The 18611-nt window shown below is 45.0% G+C and carries 17 protein-coding genes, 1 pseudogene and 2 riboswitches; of the genes and pseudogenes, 11 read left to right on the top strand and 7 right to left on the bottom strand.

What is annotated here, in order from left to right:
- Positions 1 to 9: 9 nt before the first annotated feature.
- Complete coding sequence (locus tag AC4EHK_RS02830; protein ID WP_490977283.1) at positions 10 to 888, bottom strand: DMT family transporter; 879 nt, start codon at positions 886 to 888, stop codon at positions 10 to 12.
- 90 nt (positions 889 to 978) lie between these two features.
- On the opposite strand from AC4EHK_RS02830, the gene AC4EHK_RS02825 reads away from it, so the two are divergent.
- Entirely contained in the window at positions 979 to 1209 is a 231-nt protein-coding gene (locus AC4EHK_RS02825; protein WP_490977282.1) for a helix-turn-helix domain-containing protein, read from the top strand.
- 58 nt (positions 1210 to 1267) lie between these two features.
- On the opposite strand, the gene metX is transcribed toward AC4EHK_RS02825, so the two are convergent.
- On the bottom strand, positions 1268 to 2281 hold the full coding sequence (gene metX / locus AC4EHK_RS02820; protein WP_490977281.1) for a homoserine O-acetyltransferase MetX: 1014 nt from the start codon (positions 2279 to 2281) through the stop codon (positions 1268 to 1270).
- A 12-nt stretch (positions 2282 to 2293) separates the two neighbouring features.
- On the bottom strand, positions 2294 to 3586 hold the full coding sequence (locus AC4EHK_RS02815; protein WP_490977280.1) for an O-acetylhomoserine aminocarboxypropyltransferase/cysteine synthase family protein: 1293 nt from the start codon (positions 3584 to 3586) through the stop codon (positions 2294 to 2296).
- Between the two features lie 101 nt (positions 3587 to 3687).
- Positions 3688 to 3803, bottom strand: a riboswitch (SAM riboswitch).
- A gap of 132 nt (positions 3804 to 3935) precedes the next feature.
- Here AC4EHK_RS02815 and AC4EHK_RS02810 point away from each other — a divergent pair.
- The 6 genes from AC4EHK_RS02810 (at position 3936) to pepT (ending at position 10451) form a co-directional block, all read left to right on the top strand.
- Positions 3936 to 4577: a glycerol-3-phosphate acyltransferase gene (locus tag AC4EHK_RS02810; protein WP_490977279.1), complete on the top strand. Its 642-nt coding sequence runs from the start codon at positions 3936 to 3938 to the stop codon at positions 4575 to 4577.
- A 123-nt stretch (positions 4578 to 4700) separates the two neighbouring features.
- Positions 4701 to 4817, top strand: a riboswitch (SAM riboswitch).
- Between the two features lie 139 nt (positions 4818 to 4956).
- Complete coding sequence (locus tag AC4EHK_RS02805) at positions 4957 to 5988, top strand: methionine ABC transporter ATP-binding protein (RefSeq protein ID WP_490977278.1); 1032 nt, start codon at positions 4957 to 4959, stop codon at positions 5986 to 5988.
- The gene (locus AC4EHK_RS02800; RefSeq protein ID WP_490977277.1) at positions 5978 to 6628 is read left to right on the top strand and encodes a methionine ABC transporter permease; all 651 of its coding nucleotides are present in this window, start codon (positions 5978 to 5980) and stop codon (positions 6626 to 6628) included. Before AC4EHK_RS02805 ends, AC4EHK_RS02800 begins: the two co-directional genes overlap by 11 nt.
- A 335-nt stretch (positions 6629 to 6963) precedes the next feature.
- Positions 6964 to 7797, top strand: a complete 834-nt coding sequence (locus AC4EHK_RS02795) for a MetQ/NlpA family ABC transporter substrate-binding protein (RefSeq protein WP_490977276.1) — start codon at positions 6964 to 6966, stop codon at positions 7795 to 7797.
- A 94-nt stretch (positions 7798 to 7891) separates the two neighbouring features.
- Positions 7892 to 9097, top strand: coding sequence for a M20 family metallopeptidase (locus AC4EHK_RS02790; protein ID WP_490977275.1), 1206 nt, complete (start codon positions 7892 to 7894; stop codon positions 9095 to 9097).
- A gap of 136 nt (positions 9098 to 9233) precedes the next feature.
- On the top strand, positions 9234 to 10451 hold the full coding sequence (gene pepT / locus AC4EHK_RS02785) for a peptidase T (RefSeq protein ID WP_490977274.1): 1218 nt from the start codon (positions 9234 to 9236) through the stop codon (positions 10449 to 10451).
- Between the two features lie 50 nt (positions 10452 to 10501).
- Here the strand turns inward: pepT and AC4EHK_RS02780 are convergent.
- Positions 10502 to 11521: pseudogene (locus AC4EHK_RS02780) on the bottom strand (STAS domain-containing protein).
- A gap of 153 nt (positions 11522 to 11674) precedes the next feature.
- Between AC4EHK_RS02780 and AC4EHK_RS02775 the strand changes: the two are divergent.
- The 3 genes from AC4EHK_RS02775 (at position 11675) to AC4EHK_RS02765 (ending at position 13413) form a co-directional block, all read left to right on the top strand.
- The gene (locus AC4EHK_RS02775; RefSeq protein WP_490977273.1) at positions 11675 to 11905 is read left to right on the top strand and encodes a YczO family protein; all 231 of its coding nucleotides are present in this window, start codon (positions 11675 to 11677) and stop codon (positions 11903 to 11905) included.
- A gap of 106 nt (positions 11906 to 12011) precedes the next feature.
- A complete protein-coding gene (locus AC4EHK_RS02770; protein WP_490977272.1) occupies positions 12012 to 12905 on the top strand; it encodes an EamA family transporter in 894 nt (297 codons plus the stop codon).
- An 85-nt stretch (positions 12906 to 12990) separates the two neighbouring features.
- Positions 12991 to 13413, top strand: a complete 423-nt coding sequence (locus AC4EHK_RS02765) for a pyridoxamine 5'-phosphate oxidase family protein (protein ID WP_490977271.1) — start codon at positions 12991 to 12993, stop codon at positions 13411 to 13413.
- 33 nt (positions 13414 to 13446) lie between these two features.
- Here AC4EHK_RS02765 and AC4EHK_RS02760 read toward each other — a convergent pair whose 3' ends face one another.
- Positions 13447 to 13881, bottom strand: a complete 435-nt coding sequence (locus AC4EHK_RS02760; protein ID WP_490977270.1) for an RrF2 family transcriptional regulator — start codon at positions 13879 to 13881, stop codon at positions 13447 to 13449.
- Between the two features lie 418 nt (positions 13882 to 14299).
- On the opposite strand from AC4EHK_RS02760, the gene hmpA reads away from it, so the two are divergent.
- A complete protein-coding gene (hmpA, locus tag AC4EHK_RS02755) occupies positions 14300 to 15481 on the top strand; it encodes an NO-inducible flavohemoprotein (protein WP_490977269.1) in 1182 nt (393 codons plus the stop codon).
- A 47-nt stretch (positions 15482 to 15528) separates the two neighbouring features.
- Here hmpA and AC4EHK_RS02750 read toward each other — a convergent pair whose 3' ends face one another.
- Together AC4EHK_RS02750 and AC4EHK_RS02745 are read right to left on the bottom strand one after the other, a co-directional pair.
- On the bottom strand, positions 15529 to 17490 hold the full coding sequence (locus AC4EHK_RS02750) for an iron ABC transporter permease (RefSeq protein ID WP_490977268.1): 1962 nt from the start codon (positions 17488 to 17490) through the stop codon (positions 15529 to 15531).
- Positions 17490 to 18470, bottom strand: a complete 981-nt coding sequence (locus AC4EHK_RS02745) for an ABC transporter substrate-binding protein (RefSeq protein ID WP_490977267.1) — start codon at positions 18468 to 18470, stop codon at positions 17490 to 17492. The genes AC4EHK_RS02750 and AC4EHK_RS02745 overlap by 1 nt, the downstream gene beginning before the upstream one ends.
- Between the last annotated feature and the right edge of the window lie 141 nt (positions 18471 to 18611).

Here is an 18611-nt window from a genome sequence, read left to right as displayed (position 1 = left end):
TCCAACTCTTCAAGAAGACAACTGGCCTTTTCTGCCCATAGTCAACACGACAATTCCGCATAGGAGCAGCATCACCCCAACCCAAGAAAGACCGCTCAACACTTCTCCTACGACCAGAACCCCTAAGACTGCCGCCGTCAGTGGTTCGGCTAACGATAAGGTTACGGCGGAAGAAGATGGAATCTGTTTTAATCCAAAAGAAAACAAAATATAGGACAGGCTTGTCGCTCCAATCCCTAAATAGACGAGCAGCCATACGTTTCCTGACACTGTTGCGTAAGACAAATCAAAGAACAATAAAAATGGCAGCAGACAGCAGGCGCTTAGTGAAAAAATAACCGCAACAGCAGAAACCGGCTCCATTACCGTCAATACATTTTTACTGGCAAGAGCATAGATTGCAAAAGCCAACCCTGCACCAAGAGCCATGGCAATTCCCACTGGATCCACCAGCTGCTGCCCTTTATTGGCAAACAGCAAAACACATCCTGCCAATGCCAGCAGGGTGGCGATTGCCCAAATTCTGTCAGGCCTTTTCTTAAAGGCAAGCCATTCGATTATTCCCGTTAGTACAGGTGCACTGCCGATCGTCACAACCGTGCCGATCGCAATTCCCGTTAACTGGACCGAGGAAAAAAATAATGGTTGAAACAAGGCCATACTGATGGCAGAAAAAATGGCGGCGGGCCATGGAATCGAACGGATCGCTAACGTTCTCGCTACCAGCACGAAGATCATTAAAGAAAAACCACCTATCGCTAAGCGAAATGCGCCAATCGACAGCGGATGCGCTGTACCAACGAAAAAAGACTGGGCTGTTCCGGTCGTCCCCCATAAGACGGCAGCCAGCAACACCCATAAATAAGCTATGTAATTCAAAATCAACACCTCTGCCTTTCTGCATACTCTTCCATGCCGTTAATAAATTGAGATAGCTCCCCCCTTCTATTATAATAAAAGAAAAGAGGAGGGGATCCTATGTATATGACAGTCCAGGAAACTGCCGCCTTTTTGTCCATGCCTGAAGAGCAAGTTCAACGCTACGTATTGGAAGGCCGTATTCGAGCAGTCCATGATGGAGAACAGTACATGATCAATACCTCTCAGTTCGGTACGCATTTCCAACAGTTGGAAGAAGCAAAACAAGCGCTTGAAGAATGGCGTGCCATGCCCATCCCAGACGATGTGGATATTGAGGATGAAGATTGACTACAAAAAGCATCTGACGGGGAACCTTCCCGTTCAGATGCTTTTTTGTAAATCTCTCTCAGCGCGTAAGTTCAGGCACTAAAAGGCTTTTTAACTTGTTCTTTATAAACCCGCCCCATTTTTCAAACTCTACAAGAAACCCATCATGGCCAAATTCCGTTTCAACAATTTCCCAGCTTGCCACTTTTTGTTTTTCAAGCCATGGAATCATTAGTTCACTTGGATAAAGCAAATCATGAGTAAATGATAATGAAAACACTGGAATATCCAGAACAGCATCTTGGATGTCATGTGTATTCATTGCTTTCAACAGCAGCACATAACTATTGGCATCAAATCGGCCCGCCAGTTTCTTCCCTTGATAATTCAAGTAAGATTGAACATCGAATTCGTTGCCGTCATGGGTTCGTCCAAATCGCTGATTAAACATATTGCCGCTCCGATAAGTAACCATGCCTGCCATTCGTGCCACTTCAAAACCTTTTAAACGAGCAGAATCTTTATACTTTCCACCATTAAATTCACTGTCACTTTCTATTGCTAGTATGCCGATGTGATTAAAAGCGACACCGTAATCACTGTAATAGGGGGTTACGGCTAAAGGAAAAACCGCATCGATGAATTCAGGGTAAGATCTTCCCCATTCCAAGGTCTTCATTCCACCTAACGAACCGCCAATCACACCTTTGAGATGGTTGATGCCAAGCTTTTTGAGTGCACAGTATTCAGCGCGTACCATGTCACGTATGGTCAGGGTTGGAAACGCAGCATGGTAGGGATTTCCCGTTGCCGGATCTGTCGATAAAGGACCCGTTGATCCGTGGCATCCTCCAAGAACATTAAAGGTAATCACTTGAAAAATAGTCGTATCCACCGGTTTGCCTGGTCCAATCAACCCAGCCCACCACCCTGGATTGCCCTCTGTGCCAATTGCATATTGGTCGCCTGTCAATGCATGGCAGACTAGGACAACCGGAGATTCCCGGTCTCCAAGACGTTCATATGCAAGTTCAACATCGTTTAAAACCTCCATTGAATCCAGGGTTAACGAGCCGATGGAGACTGTTTTCATGAAAATCCCTCCTTATGCATTTTCCAATACGGCTGCCTGAATCGCTTGCTCCAAATCAGCGATCAAGTCTTCTGCATTCTCCAACCCGACAGACAAGCGAATTAGCTCCTCTGTTACGCCGGATGCTTGTAGTTCCTCGTTGTTCAATTGTTGATGCGTAGTCGAAGCCGGATGAATGATCAGTGATTTAGCATCCCCTACATTGGCTACATGAGACCACAGATGGACGCTGTCAATCACTTTCCGGCCCGCTTCACGCCCGCCTTTAATTCCAAAATTGACAATTGATCCATAACCGTCGTTTTTCAAGTATTTCTTCGCCAGTTGATGAGAAGGATGATCTTCAAAACCAAGGAAATTCACCCACTCGATTTGCGGGTGTTGTTTCAAATAATCGGCGACAAGTTGGGCATTGCTATTGTGTTTTGGAATGCGCAGGTGCAAGGTTTCCAACCCTTGCAACAAAGCATGGGCACTTTCCGGACTGAGGGATGGCCCAAAATCCCGAAGCAGTTGAACACGTAACTTTGTCGCAAAAGCCGCTTCCGGTACATCGATGCCATACCGCAATCCGTGGTATGTTTCGTCCGGCTGTGTGTAATTCGGAAAGCGAGGATTGTCCCAATTGAACGTTCCCGCGTCTACTGCCACTCCGCCAATTGTCGTGCCATGCCCGCCAATCCATTTTGTAGCGGAATGAATGACGACATCTGCTCCGTATTCAATGGGATTGCTGCCATATGGCGACGCGAAGGTATTATCGATCAATAGTGGAATTCCATTTTCATGAGCAATGGCTGCTACTTTTTCTACATCAAAGACATTCAAGCTCGGGTTGCCAATAATTTCACCGAATAGAACTTTGGTTTTATCTGTAATCGCCGCTTTGAAGTTTTCGGGATTTGTCGCATCCACAAATTTTGTCGTAATGCCATAACGCGGCAACGTGTTCGCCAATAAATTGTATGTTCCGCCATACAGGTTGCTGTCTGCCACAATTTCGTCTCCAGCTTCTGCTATATTCATAATGGAAAAAGCAATGGCCGCCATTCCGGAGGACAAGGCAACAGCTGCTGTTCCGCCTTCTAATAACGCTACCCGCTGTTCAAAGACATCGACCGTCGGATTCATGATACGCGAATAAATATTGCCGGTATCCTTCAGTCCAAAAAGATCCTGTGCATGCTGAGTGTCTTTAAAAACGTAAGAAGTAGTTTTGTAGATGGGAACCCCTCTTGATCCTGTCGTAGGATCCGGCTGTTGTCCCCCGTGAAGCAATAATGTTTCTGGTTTTAAGTTGGTCATTTTCCATTCCCCCTATTTTTTGTGGATACTATTCATGCAGAAAGGGACAGCAAAAAGCCCCCTTCGGTTAAGAAGAGGGCCGTAAATTACGGAGTTTCCTCCTCTTATCTGTCAGAACCTGTCGATCAGTTCTGTAGGAATTAGCACCTTTCCAGACAAAATGTCTGTTGGTTGCCGGGCATCACAGGGCCTATCCCTCCGCCACTCTTGATAAGAGTATTTGATTTGGTTTTTCATCTTGTTGAGAAGTATAAAAACTTCAGCGCTTTTTGTCAAGCGTATTAGTCAAAAAATTTTGAAACCTTCCTTTCACTCAAACGTTAACATTTAGTATAGAGGAGGAATCGGTATGCTGGTTTGGATTTTGCTATTATTCGTTGCAGGCTATATCATTGGTTGTTTTCACGGATCCCTTGCTGCACAGGCTTTGTCAGGAGTTAACGTAAAAAAAGAAGGCGTGAAAAATTCCGGTGCATCCAATGCTGCGATCGTATTGGGCTGGAAATATGGATTGCTTGTTGCATTTATTGATATTTTTAAAGGATTTGCTGCAGTTGCAGGTCTCCGCTTATTATTGGAAACAGGAAACTTCTCAGCTGAAATGACTTGGGCTTTGTTGTTTGTGGCAGGTGCCGGGGTAGTTTTCGGGCACAACTTTCCCTTTTACATGAACTTTGACGGCGGGAAAGGAACCGCTTCAGTCATTGGCGTTATGCTCGCCCTCGATTGGAAGCTTGGGTTGCTTGGACTGATTCTGTTGATCGGCGTTTCGCTTGCAACAGACTACTTGGTAATTGGCGTATTTGTTCTTTATGCCGTTTATTTTGTCATTGCTTTTATTCCGGCATCTGGAGCTTGGCCCTTGCTGACTGCTTCGGCTTTATTTGCTATGGCCGTATGGAAGCATAATGAAAACATTATCCGAATAAAAGATGGTACTGAAAGTAAAGTATCTTCAGTTTTGCGCAAGAAATCTAGTACATCATCTTAAAGTAGATTTCACAGTGGTTTTTCTCACATTTTAAAGATTGTGAAATAAATCTCAAAGTTTTTCTTGACTTTTTTGTTATTTCACCATAAAGTAAGACTCACGAATCGAATAGCATACATCACTTTCTTATCAAGAGAAACCGAGGGACAGGCCCTGAGACGTTTCGGCAGCAGATTTGTTTAACCGCAAAAACTGTGCCAACTCCTGCAAATGCCATTTAAGGCATTTGGAAGATGAGAATTAGATGGTTTCAACTGGAGCCCTCTTTTTTCTTATGGATGAGAAAAAAGAGGGCTCTTTTTTGTCTATTATCTCAATCAGCATTTGAGACACCGTCGATTTGATACAATTCATTCCAACCTAAGGAGGCACCATCACCATGATTCAATTCGAAGGCGTCGCCAAGACCTACCAATCAGGCAAACAGGAAATCCATGCCTTGAATGGCATTGACCTGACCGTCGAAACCGGAGAAATATACGGAGTTATCGGCTTTAGTGGAGCCGGAAAAAGTTCATTGATCCGCACGGTCAACCTGCTCGAACGCCCTACCACAGGACGTGTAATGATTCAGGGAAAAGACATATCCACCCTATCCAGCAAGGAAATCCGCACCATCCGAAAAGACATCGGCATGATTTTTCAGCATTTTAATCTGCTGAATTCAAAAACGGTTTACCATAATGTTGCGATGCCGCTTTTGTTGGCGAAAACACCAAAAGCGGAGATCGAAAAACAAGTAAAAGACCTGCTCGACTTTGTCGGTCTGGGGGATCAGGCACAAAAGTACCCAGATCAGCTATCCGGTGGACAAAAACAGCGAATCGGCATTGCCCGTGCGCTGGCTACCAACCCTTCCGTCCTGCTATGCGACGAAGCGACCTCGGCACTCGATCCGCAGACGACTAAATCAATTTTGGATCTGCTGCGCAAAATCAACAATGAATACAACATCACCATTTTGCTCATTACACATGAGATGGGCGTTATCCGGGAAATTTGCGATAAGGTAGCTGTGCTTGAAGCAGGAAAAGTCATTGAGCAAGGCAGCGTTTTCGATATTTTCTCGAACCCGCAACAACCTACGACAAAACGTTTTGTCCGCTCGGTAATGAATGATGAGCTTCCGGAATCACTGCTCTTGCAAATTCAGAACGCCAAAAGCGACAATGCGATTTATCGCCTCCAGTTTACTGGAAATTCGGTCGGCAAACCGTTCATGTCGCGTGTCTCGCGGGATTTCAAAGTTGATTTGAACGTGCTGTTCGGCAATGTTACAGAGTTGCAGGGCATTCCTTACGGCAACCTGATTGTTGAATTTTCCGGAGAGCCAAGTGAAATCCGGCGAGCCTTATCCTCTATTCGGGACAGTGATATTCAAATAGAGGAGGTCAATAACTATGTCAGTTAATTACGAACAAATCTTAGAAGCTTTATGGGAAACCATTTACATGACCGGCGCATCCTTCGGCTTTTCGTTATTGATTGGCTTTCCACTCGGCATCTTGCTAGTGGTTACACGCAAAGGCCATTTATTGGAAAACGAACCGATTTCCAAAGTGCTCAACATTGTCATCAATATTTTCCGGTCCGTTCCATTTATCATTTTGATGGTGGCCATTATTCCTTTGACCCGCCTGATCGTCGGCACGTCCATCGGAACAGCTGCTGCCATTGTGCCATTGGTCTTCTACGCTGGCCCTTATATTGCTCGGTTGATTGAAAACTCCTTATTGGAAGTCGACAAAGGCGTTATCGAAGCGGCTCAAGCAATAGGCGCCACACCGATGCAAATCATTTTCCGCTTTCTCATTCCAGAAGCTCTAAGCTCCCTGGTTCTCGCATTAACCATCGCGGTAGTTGGCCTGATTGGTGCATCGGCGATGGCAGGTGCCATCGGAGGCGGCGGCCTTGGCGATTTGGCCATCACTTATGGCTACCAGCGATTCGACACGCTTGTCATGTTCATTACAGTAGCGATTCTTGTTGTTCTCGTGCAAGGCGTCCAAACACTCGGAAATGTATTTTCAAGAAGTGTGCGACGCAGTTGACGTGAAAAGCGGATGCGCCCGTGTAGCTCTGACGGGCATAAGACAGACCGGCGAAGCGGCGTTTTTTCAGCCGCACAGCTGGGCTGGCTTATGACCCAAAGAGCTGGGTGCTGGAGCTGGACAGAAAGAAAAGCGGAAGCTGCCGTTTAGATTCGACAGGCATAAGACGATTTGGCGAAGCGGCGTTCGTTGCCGCACAGCCAGAGTGGCTTATGACCCGAGAATCTGGCAGCTAGAGTCTAGACAAAGAAAAGCGCAAGCGCCCGTGTAGCTCTGACGGATATAAAAAGTTTAGAACGAATAAAAACATTAGAGAGAAATTGGAGGAATTAATCATGAAAAAAATTACAGCTACAGCATTACTTTCACTTGCAGCACTAACTCTTGGGGCTTGCGGAGACGACAGCAGTTCTGAAGGCAACACTACCGTTACGCTTGGCATCAGCGGTTCCGACACCACTATCTGGGATTACATTGCCGATAAAGCAGAAGCTGAAGGAATTGATTTGGAAATTCAAACTTTTTCCGACTACGTAGCACCAAACTTGGCACTTGCTGAAGGAGAACTTGACTTGAATGCTTTCCAAACCATTTCGTACTTTGATGAGTTTGTGGAAGAACACAATATCGATATCGTGCCAATCGGCTCAACTGTCATTGCGCCAATGGGCTTGTACTCCGACAAATACGAATCAATCGATGAAATTCCTGAAGGTTCGCAAATCGCAATGCCAAACGAAGCAACCAACATGGGCCGTGCCCTCCTGCTGCTCGATGAAGCAGGATTGATCACCTTATCTGAGGATGCCGGGCTTACAGGAACTGCCGAAGACATTATCGATAACCCGAAAAACATTGAAATTATGCCAATGGTTTCTGGCCACACGCCACGCGCTATGCCGGATGTTGCCGGTTCCGTCATCAACAACGGCGTTGCAGTAGATGCTGGCTTAAACCCGACTGAAGATCCGATTGCCCGCGAAAGCGACACAGCTAAACCGTACATCAACTTGATTGCTGCAAGTGCTGAAGAAGCAGACAACGAAGCATACCAGAAAATCGTCGAAATTTATCAGCAGGAAGAAACTGCTGACTTCATTATCGAACACACAGAAGGCGCTCAGATTCCAACTGTTGTAACAGTTGAGGAATTGGTCGATTACGAATAAGCATTTCCGATTGAACCAAACATGGCTTTTCGTACAGCCTCAATTATAGTCAATCCATCATGCATTCAATCTAACCTTTACAGGAGGAATTCCAATGACCCTTACAAAGGAAGCAGCACAAACTCTTAGCCAGTCAATCGATTCCCGAGGCAGCATTTACATTGACACAAGCCAGGCAATCCATGCCAAACCTGAAATTGGCAACGAAGAGGTTTATGCCAGTTCGCTACTGATTCGTTTGCTTGAGGATGCAGGGTTTTCCGTTGAGAAAGCAGTTGCAGGCCACGATACTGCCTTTTTCGCCAGCAAGAAAAGTTCTCTTCCTGGACCGACGATTGCCTACCTGGCTGAGTACGACGCACTTCCGGGTATCGGCCATGCCTGCGGCCACAATATCATTGGAACAACCAGTGTTGCGGCCGCTATTGCCTTATCTGAAACACTGGAAACTACCGGCGGCCGCGTTGTGGTGCTTGGAACACCTGCAGAAGAAGGCGGTCCAAATGGCAGTGCCAAAGGCAGTTTCGTGAAACATGGCCTGCTCGAAGGCATTGATGCTGCTTTAATGCTGCATCCTTCCGGGAATTCGGCTGTCACCGGTCCTTCCCTGGCAGTCGATCCATTGGAATTCCACTTTTATGGCAAGCCTGCCCATGCGGCAGGATCTCCTGAAGAAGGCATCAATGCACTCGATGCCGTTTTGCAGCTGTTTAACAGCATTAATGCACTGCGGCAACAACTGCCATCAGATGCACGTGTCCATGGCATCATTACACACGGAGGGGATGCACCGAACATCATTCCCGAATATGCGGCTGCCCGCTTTTACATCCGCGGCGATTCCTGGAAGAAAACATCTGATACCGCGCGCAAAATCCGTGCCATTGCCGAAGGCGCTGCTTTGGCAACGGGTGCTACCGTGAAAATCGAGCGTTTCCAAAATGAAGTTCGTGACTTGGTCCTTACTCCGGCTCTCGACGCAATTGTCCGAAGCGAGCTCGAAGCACAAGGCGAGGCTGTGGCCGACTCCCGCATCTCTGGCCTTGGCTCTACAGACGCTGGCAATATCAGTTATGAAGTTCCTACTGCGCATGGTTATATTAAAATTGGACCTGAGAGCTTGATTGCCCATACGGCTGAGTTCCGTGAAGCTGCTAAATCGGAACATGGAAACAGCGCCCTCATTAAAGGTGCAAAAGCGTTGGCCAATACCGGCTATCGCCTGCTTACGGAGACGGCTCTTTTAGAACAAATTAAAACGGTTCACGCCGATGCTGTGAAAGCAAAACTACAAAATTAAAAAAACGATGCTCCTCACAGGGGCATCGTTTTTTTATCCAGAATTTTCATCCCTTTCCCACTTCATGCTAAACTATTCCTATATAGGTTGAACCCACTGTTCAATGTATACAGAACTTATTCGAGGGGGATTATATATGTTGGAGAACTTAATTGAACGGCTTGTCCGTTACGCAAAAATCGATACACAATCTGATTTTAACAGCACCACTACACCTTCTACGGATACCCAGTTTGATTTGCTCCGTGAGTTGGAACAGGAGATGAATTCCATTGGCCTAACCGATGTTGGAATGGATAGCGCTGGTTATCTGTTTGGCACGCTGCCAGCCAACACAGAGCGGGACATTCCAGTAATCGGCTTTCTGGCACATGTAGATACAGCCACCGACTTTACCGGAAAAAATGTCAATCCACAACGGATCAATAATTACGATGGACAGGACATTCCGTTGAACGAGAGTGTTGTGATGACGGTTGCCGACTTTCCCGCCCTTCAAAACTATGTTGGGCATACATTGATTACAACAGACGGAACAACTCTTCTTGGCGCTGATAATAAAGCCGGTATCGCTGAAATCATGACGGCAATGGACTATTTACATACCCACCCGGAAATTGAGCACGGAGAAATTCGTGTCGCATTTACACCGGATGAAGAAATTGGCCGTGGCCCACACAAGTTTGATGTAGAACGTTTTGGTGCAAAATATGCTTACACAATGGATGGTGGCCCTCTTGGCGAATTGCAGTATGAAAGCTTTAATGCCGCCAGCGGCAAACTAGTGGTCCAAGGAAAAAGCGTTCATCCTGGTTCAGCAAAAGACAAAATGGTCAATGCCCAAACAGTAGCCATTCAATTTCAGCAGGAAATGCCGAAAAGCGAAGTGCCTGAATTGACCGAAGGATACGAAGGGTTTATCCATTTGAACAATTTTACCGGCAATGTGGAAACCGCGGAACTGACGTATATTATCCGTGATTTCGATAAAGATAAGTTCGAGGCCAAAAAGCAGCATATGCAGTCAGTTGCTAAAAAACTGCAGCAGCAATATGGTGAAGAAGCCATCCATTTGGAAATCGAAGATCAGTATTACAATATGCGTGAGAAAATTGAGCCTGTTATTGAGATTGTCGACAATGCTGAACATGCGATGACTGCACTCGGCATTAAACCCAACATTGTTCCAGTTCGCGGTGGAACAGACGGATCCCAGTTATCCTATATGGGGCTTCCAACTCCGAATATTTTCACGGGTGGAGAAAACTACCACGGAAAATACGAGTTCATTTCAGCCGAGAACATGGAAAGAGCAACACAAGTCATTATTGAAATCGTCAAATCTGCTAAGTAAATAAACAAAAAAAGCGTATTGGATCAGATCCAATACGCTTTTTTTTCAACTTATACGATGCATCGTCCATTTTGAGCTAAGGCATAATGAATGCCGTGCTGCAGCGTTTGGAAACATTGAAATTTTGATAAGTTGATGCCTGAGTCTGTAATCGTCAGGCTCATTTTTGCTGAGATGCCCACCAATATCGTTTGTGTTCCGATTAACGATGCGGCTGACCCTAACTTTTCTATCAGCATTGCTGCATGCTGAGTAAAATTGTGGTTTAAACCGGTCAAATCCAAAATCAAATACTTGGCTTTGTGCTTGGGCAGATTTTGCAGTGTTTTCACTAACAACTCTTCTGCCCGGGCTTCATCATAAGTCCCCAGTAAAGGCACGACAACGATATCTTCCAAAACCGGAATAAGCGGAGAGGAAATTTCTTTGATCATTTCATTTAATTCTCTCGTTTTTTCATCCACTAAGCGTTCGAGTTCATTTATTTTTTCCGCTTCTTTTAAACGTGATAATTGATGAATGTTCTTTTCAATGGTCTCCTCTGAAGGGAAATACTGAATAATACTCTCCGGATAGCCGTCCAATTGATGATGGACAACCTTGTACCACATATTTTGCTGGAACAAAGATGAAAAAAATCCAGCATAATGAGCAGGCAAAAAGCTGCCTCCTTGCTCTTTTTTCTGAGCCACATTGATTATATGTTCCCAGCTGTTTTTTAGATGCACTTCCTATGTACGTGTTTCTGTATTAAGTTCTTTTATTTCTGCTAAGCCCCACCCTGCAGATGCATACGTGTTAGTAATTGATTGAGCGGCATCTTCGATAGATATTCCTTTCATGCTTTGAAAGTATTCTCCTACTACCAGCCCTTGCCGGTATCCTGTGGATTCCAACACCATGTTCGCTGCGTCTTTTCCAGAAATCTCTTCCAGGGAATCAAAAAACATTTTCATTGCGGATGCCGTCCAAAAAAGAACAGATTCTTGTCCCTCAAATAAAAAACGGCCTTCAGCCAAATTCCATTCAAAACTCAATCCGCCTACTGTTATTGCTGATTCTGTAGTCATGTTGAAGCTCCTCTCAATTGCTAGTTCTATTTTATCATATTGCTTATATTTCTTATGGATTTAAGGATGTTTTTTTGCAAGGTGTGAAGTCATGTTTCAAATAATTCATTAAAGGAATATAAGAAGTAAGACAAAACGAAAGAGGTGCTTTACATGTCAGACAAAAAACCATTCAGTCAGGAAGACCGTCAAACAAGAGACGGCGCTTCTATGGATAATCCAGAACAGTTTAAAACAGATAAAAAAAGTCTTTCCGAAATGCACGAAGAGGAAATGACGGTCGATGCCATTCCAATGGAAGATTTAAAGCAAGAGAAAAAAGAAGAAGGAAACAAACGAGCAACGAAGAGCAATTCTTCAAGCGAAGAAAAATTCCCAGAGTAATCAGCGCGAATTTTCGTAAAAATGAATGCTTTCAAAAAAGACCGCAGAGGCTATGCTCCGCGGTTTTTTTGTGCTATGATTCTCGTTTGAACAGGAGTGAAAGAAGATGAAAAACTTAATTTATCCGCTTATGGTTGTCATAGCAGCGAGCTCTTATGGAGTTCTCTCAACCATTATCAAAGTGGCCATGAAAAATGGATTCACTGCTGCAGAAGCAGTAACCGCCCAATACTTTATAGGATTCGCATTAGCGGCTCTTTTATTTTTTGTTACACAACGTAAAATGCCACGTATTAAAGGATGGAAAATTTTAGTGCTGTCCGGTACTTCAACAGCTGTTACCGGCATGGTATACGCCCATTCGCTGAACTACTTGCCCGCTTCGCTCGCGGTAGTGCTGCTCTTCCAATTTACATGGATTGGCATGTTCCTCGATTGTATCGTCAACCGCAGATGGCTAAAACGCACAGAAGTAGTATCTCTGATCTTGTTATTTGCCGGAACCTTGTTTGCAGCGGGCATTATCGGAACAGACTTGAGCGGGATCCCATGGCAAGGATGGGCTTGGGGAATTGGCGCAGCTTTTTGTTTTTCTGCATTCATGTTCGTCAATGGCAAGCAAATCGAAGGCATGGATACTTCTGCCCGCTTGTTTTACGTATCGCTGTTTGCAGCAATTGTAGTTGGCTTTTTCCAAACGCCCGAGATTGTCTGGAATGGGCAATTGTTCAGTGAAGGCCTATGGATTTTCGGATTGCTGCTGGGCGTCTTTGGCATCATCATGCCTATCTACTTTTTCTCGGTCGCTGTGCCGCATGTCGGCTCGGGGCTTGCTTCCATTTTAAGTGCAATGGAATTGCCGGTAGCTATTTTAGCATCCGTTATTATTTTAAATGAAACTTTGAGTTTTCTTCAAATTGGTGGAATTATTATTATTCTTGTAGGGATGGTATTGCCAAGTGCCTTTAACCGAACCCCAAAAGAAGTGGAACGTATTTAATGGCCTGCTGCTTCAGCAGGCCTTTTATGTTTAATTCGAAGTTAAAAAGGAATAGATAAGTACAAACATAAAAGGAGTGGTATGGATGAATCAGGAAGATGTAAAAAAAGCGGCCTTGAAAATTTTAGAGGAAAGTTATGTGGGGACATTGGCAACAATCAAAGGAAATAAACCCCATTCGCGCTACATGACTTTTTTTAATGATGATTTTACCCTCTACACAGCAACCAACAAAAAGACACAAAAAGTTGATGAGCTGGAAGCTAACCCGAACGCTCATATTCTTTTAGGCTATGATGGTGAAGGGGTCGGCGATACATTTTTAGAGATTGAAGGTACGATGTCTTTAAATGATGACCGCGAGTTGATCGATAAAGTATGGAACGAGCATTTAGAAGGTTGGTTTGAAGGGCCTGATGATCCAAACCTCATCATTCTAGCGATCAAACCTGACCGCGTCCGCTTGATGAATAAAAAAGGGCAAGAACCACAATCATTGGAATTATAAATATAAAAAACGGCTCAAATTTTTGAGCCGTTTTTACGTACGCAAAATTTCACGAAGTCCTTCTCTGTTGAATAACAAGTCTTCGAGCGTATATTCATCCAAAACAGTCAAGTATGCATGAAGTGCTTTCCCCAATACACCGCGCAGACCACAAATTGGAGAAATCGGACAGCTGTTGCGTTGTGGATCGAAGCATTCAACCAAATGAAAATCGTCTTCCATTTGTCTTACGACTGCCCCAACGTTGATATTTTGAGGAAGGTCTGCCAGACGAATGCCCCCGCCTCTCCCTCTTACTGTATGAATAAAACCAGCTTTCCCCAGCTCAAATGTAACTTTTGTTAAATGATTTTTCGATATATTGTATGCGTCGGAAATTTCTTGTATAGTCGTTAATTTGCCCGATTCCTTAGTTCCCAAATAAATCAATACACGTAATGAGAAGTCTGTATACATGGTTAGTCTCATTATTTTTCACCTCTTCTGCCAATTTAGTATAACGACTTTTCAATAAGTCCGAAAGTATTTGGATCTTTCTGGTCTACCATGCTTAAATCGGAACTTTATTTAGGTATTGCAAGCATTCAAATTTCTTTAAAAAGTATTTCTGGTGTAGTGGAAAGTATTGGGGTGAACTTAGAAAGTATTTCTGTTCAAACAGAAAGTATTTGCGCAAAATCGGAACGTATAACCAATTAATAGAAATATAAAAATATGTTTTCACGTCTTATGCCCGGCAGAGCTACATGGGCGCTTTCGCTTTTCTTTGTTGTGACTTTTGTGTGAAGCGAGTTGTGTCTATATTTTAAAGATGTATTTTAAATGTATCTTTAAAATCATTTCGGGCGTATAGTCAGGTTATAGAAAACAAAAGGAGAGATCGACGATGTTGTCACAAGAAACGATAGCGATTATAAAATCCACTGTACCGGTATTAGAAGTCCACGGAACAAAAATTACGACTGTGTTTTACAAAAATATGTTCGAAGCGCATCCTGAACTTTATAATATTTTTAACCAAGCGAATCAGAAAAAAGGGCGCCAGCAAGCCGCTTTAGCGAATACCGTCTATGCTGCAGCAGTCCACATCGAAAATTTGGAAGCAATCCTTCCCGCGATTGTCCAAATTGCCAACAAACACGTAAGTTTGGGAATCAAGCCGGAACATTATCCGATTGTTGGAGAATACTTGCTAAAAGCCATCAAGGAAGTATTGGGTGATGCAGCAACTGACGACATCATCAATGCTTGGGCAGAAACTTATGGCATGATTGCAGATGCCTTTATCGGCCTTGAAAAAGACATGTATGCAAAAATGGAATCTCAGGAAAATGGCTGGAGTTTCTTCAAAGACTTCACAATTGTCCGTAAAGAAAAAGAAAGTAAAAATATTACTTCTTTCTACTTAAAACCAGCTGATGGCAAAAATGTACCTTCTTACCAGGCGGGCCAATACATTTCTGTACGTCTAGCCATTCCAGGCGAAGCGTATTTATTTAATCGCCAGTACAGCCTCTCTCAAGCTGTGCAGCAAGATGAATTCCGTATCTCAGTTAAACGCGATGCAGACAATGATCCTAACGGCCGTGTTTCAGTTTATCTTCATGACGAAATGAACGTCGGCGACCGCTTTGAAGTCAGTGCACCTGCAGGCGAATTTGTCCTGGATACTGAGAAAACTACACCTGTAGCATTTATCAGTGGCGGTGTTGGCATCACACCCATGATGAGCATGTTCGAAACAGTCGCTACTTTGACACCGGAACGTCCGACTGCGTTCCTTCACGCTGCGCGGAATGAATCTTTGCATGCTTTTGACAAGGATATCCAGAAATACGTGGCAGCTATGGACAATGCCAGCTACAAGACACTTTATTCCGATAAACCTCAAGGCTATATTACACGGGCTATTTTGGAAGAGTACATTGACGTTACAGGCGACGCCTATGTGTGCGGTCCTGTACCTTTCATGGAAGCCATAATTCAAGAACTGCGGGCACTTGGCATGAAAGAAGAACAAATTCACTTTGAATTTTTCGGTCCCGCCATCGCTCTTCAAACTGCATAATATTTCAAAAAGGACCTGCCGACATGGCAGGTCCTTTTTGATCATTTCTATTTCATTTTGCGCAACAAGTAAAGCAGATATGGTGTACCAATCAATGCGACAACCAATCCACTTGGAATATCCTTCGGTGCAATCAGAATGCGTCCAACAAAATCAGCTGTAACCAGCAGCAGTCCACCGATTAAACCAGATGCCAACAGCAGCGGCAAATGCCTGAATCCGACCAGGCGGCGGGCAATATGCGGAGCGACCAAACCCACAAATCCAATGGTGCCGACAATCGATACAGCGACCGTTGAGATGGCGACACCCACAATTAGCGCCCAAACGCGTGTGGATCGAATGTTCAATCCCAGCCCTGCCGCCACATCGTCTCCGAAGGTCAGAGTATCCAAGCTGCGTGTGAGGTAAATAGCGGGCCAAATAAAGACGGCTAGTAAGATCAGCGCAAATTGAACATCTTCCCATCCCTTACCGTAAGTGCTTCCCGACAGCCATACCAATGCACTCGCAACTGCCAGCTGTGCTTTCACAATGAAGACTTGCGTCGCTGCGGAACCAAAAGCCGAAATGGCAATCCCCATTAATGCAACCAGCATTGGCTGGAAATTATTTTTCCAAGCCGTGATGAGTATGATGCCAAGTGCTAAAGCCGCCCCTACAGTTGCCCCGAGCGGCATGAACTCGGGCGGAATAGCCGGGAAAATAACCAATAGCAGCATCGCCCCCGCTCCTGCCATGGAAGTCACACCGAGCACACTGGCATCTGCCAGCGGATTTCGGAGCACCCCTTGAAGTATGACACCTGTAATCGCCAGCATAACGCCGACAATAAACGAAGTTAAAACGCGCGGCACGCGGAAATTCCATACGACTGGTTCCATCCAGGCAAATGTCCAGGCAGAACCGTTAAAGCTTAATGCCATGACCGTAATGCCAACGATAATCGCAACCAATATAGGAACAAGCAGCTTTAAGCGAATTGGCTTTGTGGTGCCGCCCATTTGGCGTTCTCCGCGCTTCATCGATTTGGCTGTACGCCAAGCCAGATACAAGAGCCACGGGCCGCCGACCAATGCCGTCATGGCGCCGACCGGTACTTCCTGCCCCGGCTGAATCAATCTGCCCAACACATCCGCACCGACCAAAAAGACGCTTCCCCAAATAAAGGAATGGACAATAATTTGCAGGTGTCCCCGAATGCCCATCATCCGGACAATATGCGGAGCCATCAACCCAATAAATCCAATGGGTCCGACAACACTGACTGTAGCAGCCGCCAAGACAATCGCCACTCCCCAGGCAGCGAGCTTAACCAGACGGACATTTTGCCCAAGTGAAGACGCAATGTCTTCCCCAAGTGATAAAATATCCATCGGCTTTGCCAATAGCAGCGCACACAGGAACATCAGCAAAATGACCGGTGCAGCAAATATGACGCCTTCCCAGTCTAACTGCACTAAAGTTCCGGATCCCCAAAGGAACAGGCCATTTGTTTGATTTTCAAATAACAATTGCAGCGCCCCGGTAATGGAAGCAAACAACAGGGAAATAATCATCCCTGTCAAAGCCACACGCACCGGCTCCATTTGTTTGCCTGCAAGGCCGACCACTAATAAAGAAGACAGGATGGCACCTAAAAGAGCCGTAACAAATGGAAAGTCGCCAAACAATCCTGGAAAAAAGATTGCGGACAGAACCACGAAGAAAAAGGCACCCGCATTCAGCCCTAACGTTCCCGGTGAAGCCAATGGATTATTCGTCAAGGTTTGGAGAACAGCACCCGAAACAGCGAGTGCCCCTCCTGCCAAAATGCCAATTGTGAGGCGCGGCAAACGGAATGAAAACACAATATCCTGAATGCGCCCTTCCGTCCAGACGCCTGTCAGCAGCTGTGACACCGTGTAATCTGCCTGCCCCTGCGTCAAGTGAACAATAGATAGGACAATAAGCAGGAAAAAACCCGCTGTCAAAGAGACAGTGGACTTATTCAGTACGCTTCGGAGCATTAGTCTGTCACCAGTACATCGGTGATTTGGTTCATTAATGTTTCAGCAGACAACGGTCCTCCATACAACCAAGTATCCGCGCCTAAATCATACGTACGTCCTTCTTGGACAAAGGCCAGATTTTCCCAGACCGGATTGCCGCTCAGCTGGTTTTCATAAATGTTGTCTTCATCCGGCACCGTGTAAAGATAATTGGCATCTTCGTACGTAACCAAGCCTTCTACGTTAAAGGTACTGGATCCAAAAACTTCAAATTGGTCTGGTTCGTGGACATTATTTAAACCTATGCGATCCAAAATAATGGAAGCCATCGAATTTGGCGTAAAGACACGAATTTCAGGAGCCTGTGCACCCGAGTAAGCAAGGGTTAAAATAACGTCGTTCGTTTGCAGATCGGCCGCTTCAATTTCAGCCGCCTTTTCCTCATACTGGGCTTCCAGATCCGTTAAAACCTGTTCACCTTCTGAAGTTTTTCCTACAGCTTTTGCAATTTCCAGGAAAGTGGTTTCCATTTCCTGATACAAATCAATGCTTTCATCTTCTGGGTATGGATTAAAAATCACGGTAGGCGCAATCGTTTCCAATTGGTCGATCATTGCATCGTGCCGGAAGCTCACGCCAATAATCAAATCCGGTTCCAAAGCGGCAATGGCTTCAAGGTTAGGTTCCTGGCGGCCGCCAACATCAACAACCGTTTCATCCAATTGCGGCTCGATGTTCACATAGTCCCCATATTCTGCAATATCAGCCATTCCAGCTGGCTGTACACCAACCGCCAATAAATCTTCTGCGTAAGTCCATTCCAAAACGACTACCTTCTGGGCCGGAGCATCTAATGTCACTTCACCATTAGTTCCTTGGATCGTTACTGCCTCAGCTTCTTCTGCGGGTGCCGCAGGTTCATCTTCTTCGGCTGATGAGCATGCCGCTAGAACCAGCACAAGCATTGCTGCAATCAATAATAATAACCGTCGCTTCATAATTGATATCCCCCAAGTGTTTGATAATGATTCTCAATAAGTCTTATTTTAGTGCTATCTGTCACATTTGTAAAGCTTTTTCTATTTTCCTTAGTGAAAATTGTTCTCATTTAATAAGAATTTATGCTATAGTTACGATAA

The sequence above is a fragment of the Planococcus sp. TJ-307 genome, from assembly GCF_058268435.1.
This window is presented reverse-complemented; position numbering and strand designations above follow the sequence as displayed.

Coding starts and splice junctions, on each gene's coding strand:
- AC4EHK_RS02825 (WP_490977282.1), top strand. CDS start 979: ATGTATATGACAGTCCAGGAAACTGCCGCCTTTTTGTCCATGCCTGAA.
- metX (WP_490977281.1), bottom strand. CDS start 2,281: ATGAAAACAGTCTCCATCGGCTCGTTAACCCTGGATTCAATGGAGGTT.
- AC4EHK_RS02815 (WP_490977280.1), bottom strand. CDS start 3,586: ATGACCAACTTAAAACCAGAAACATTATTGCTTCACGGGGGACAACAG.
- AC4EHK_RS02810 (WP_490977279.1), top strand. CDS start 3,936: ATGCTGGTTTGGATTTTGCTATTATTCGTTGCAGGCTATATCATTGGT.
- AC4EHK_RS02805 (WP_490977278.1), top strand. CDS start 4,957: ATGATTCAATTCGAAGGCGTCGCCAAGACCTACCAATCAGGCAAACAG.
- AC4EHK_RS02800 (WP_490977277.1), top strand. CDS start 5,978: ATGTCAGTTAATTACGAACAAATCTTAGAAGCTTTATGGGAAACCATT.
- AC4EHK_RS02795 (WP_490977276.1), top strand. CDS start 6,964: ATGAAAAAAATTACAGCTACAGCATTACTTTCACTTGCAGCACTAACT.
- AC4EHK_RS02790 (WP_490977275.1), top strand. CDS start 7,892: ATGACCCTTACAAAGGAAGCAGCACAAACTCTTAGCCAGTCAATCGAT.
- pepT (WP_490977274.1), top strand. CDS start 9,234: ATGTTGGAGAACTTAATTGAACGGCTTGTCCGTTACGCAAAAATCGAT.
- AC4EHK_RS02775 (WP_490977273.1), top strand. CDS start 11,675: ATGTCAGACAAAAAACCATTCAGTCAGGAAGACCGTCAAACAAGAGAC.
- AC4EHK_RS02770 (WP_490977272.1), top strand. CDS start 12,012: ATGAAAAACTTAATTTATCCGCTTATGGTTGTCATAGCAGCGAGCTCT.
- AC4EHK_RS02765 (WP_490977271.1), top strand. CDS start 12,991: ATGAATCAGGAAGATGTAAAAAAAGCGGCCTTGAAAATTTTAGAGGAA.
- AC4EHK_RS02760 (WP_490977270.1), bottom strand. CDS start 13,881: ATGAGACTAACCATGTATACAGACTTCTCATTACGTGTATTGATTTAT.
- hmpA (WP_490977269.1), top strand. CDS start 14,300: ATGTTGTCACAAGAAACGATAGCGATTATAAAATCCACTGTACCGGTA.
- AC4EHK_RS02750 (WP_490977268.1), bottom strand. CDS start 17,490: ATGCTCCGAAGCGTACTGAATAAGTCCACTGTCTCTTTGACAGCGGGT.
- AC4EHK_RS02745 (WP_490977267.1), bottom strand. CDS start 18,470: ATGAAGCGACGGTTATTATTATTGATTGCAGCAATGCTTGTGCTGGTT.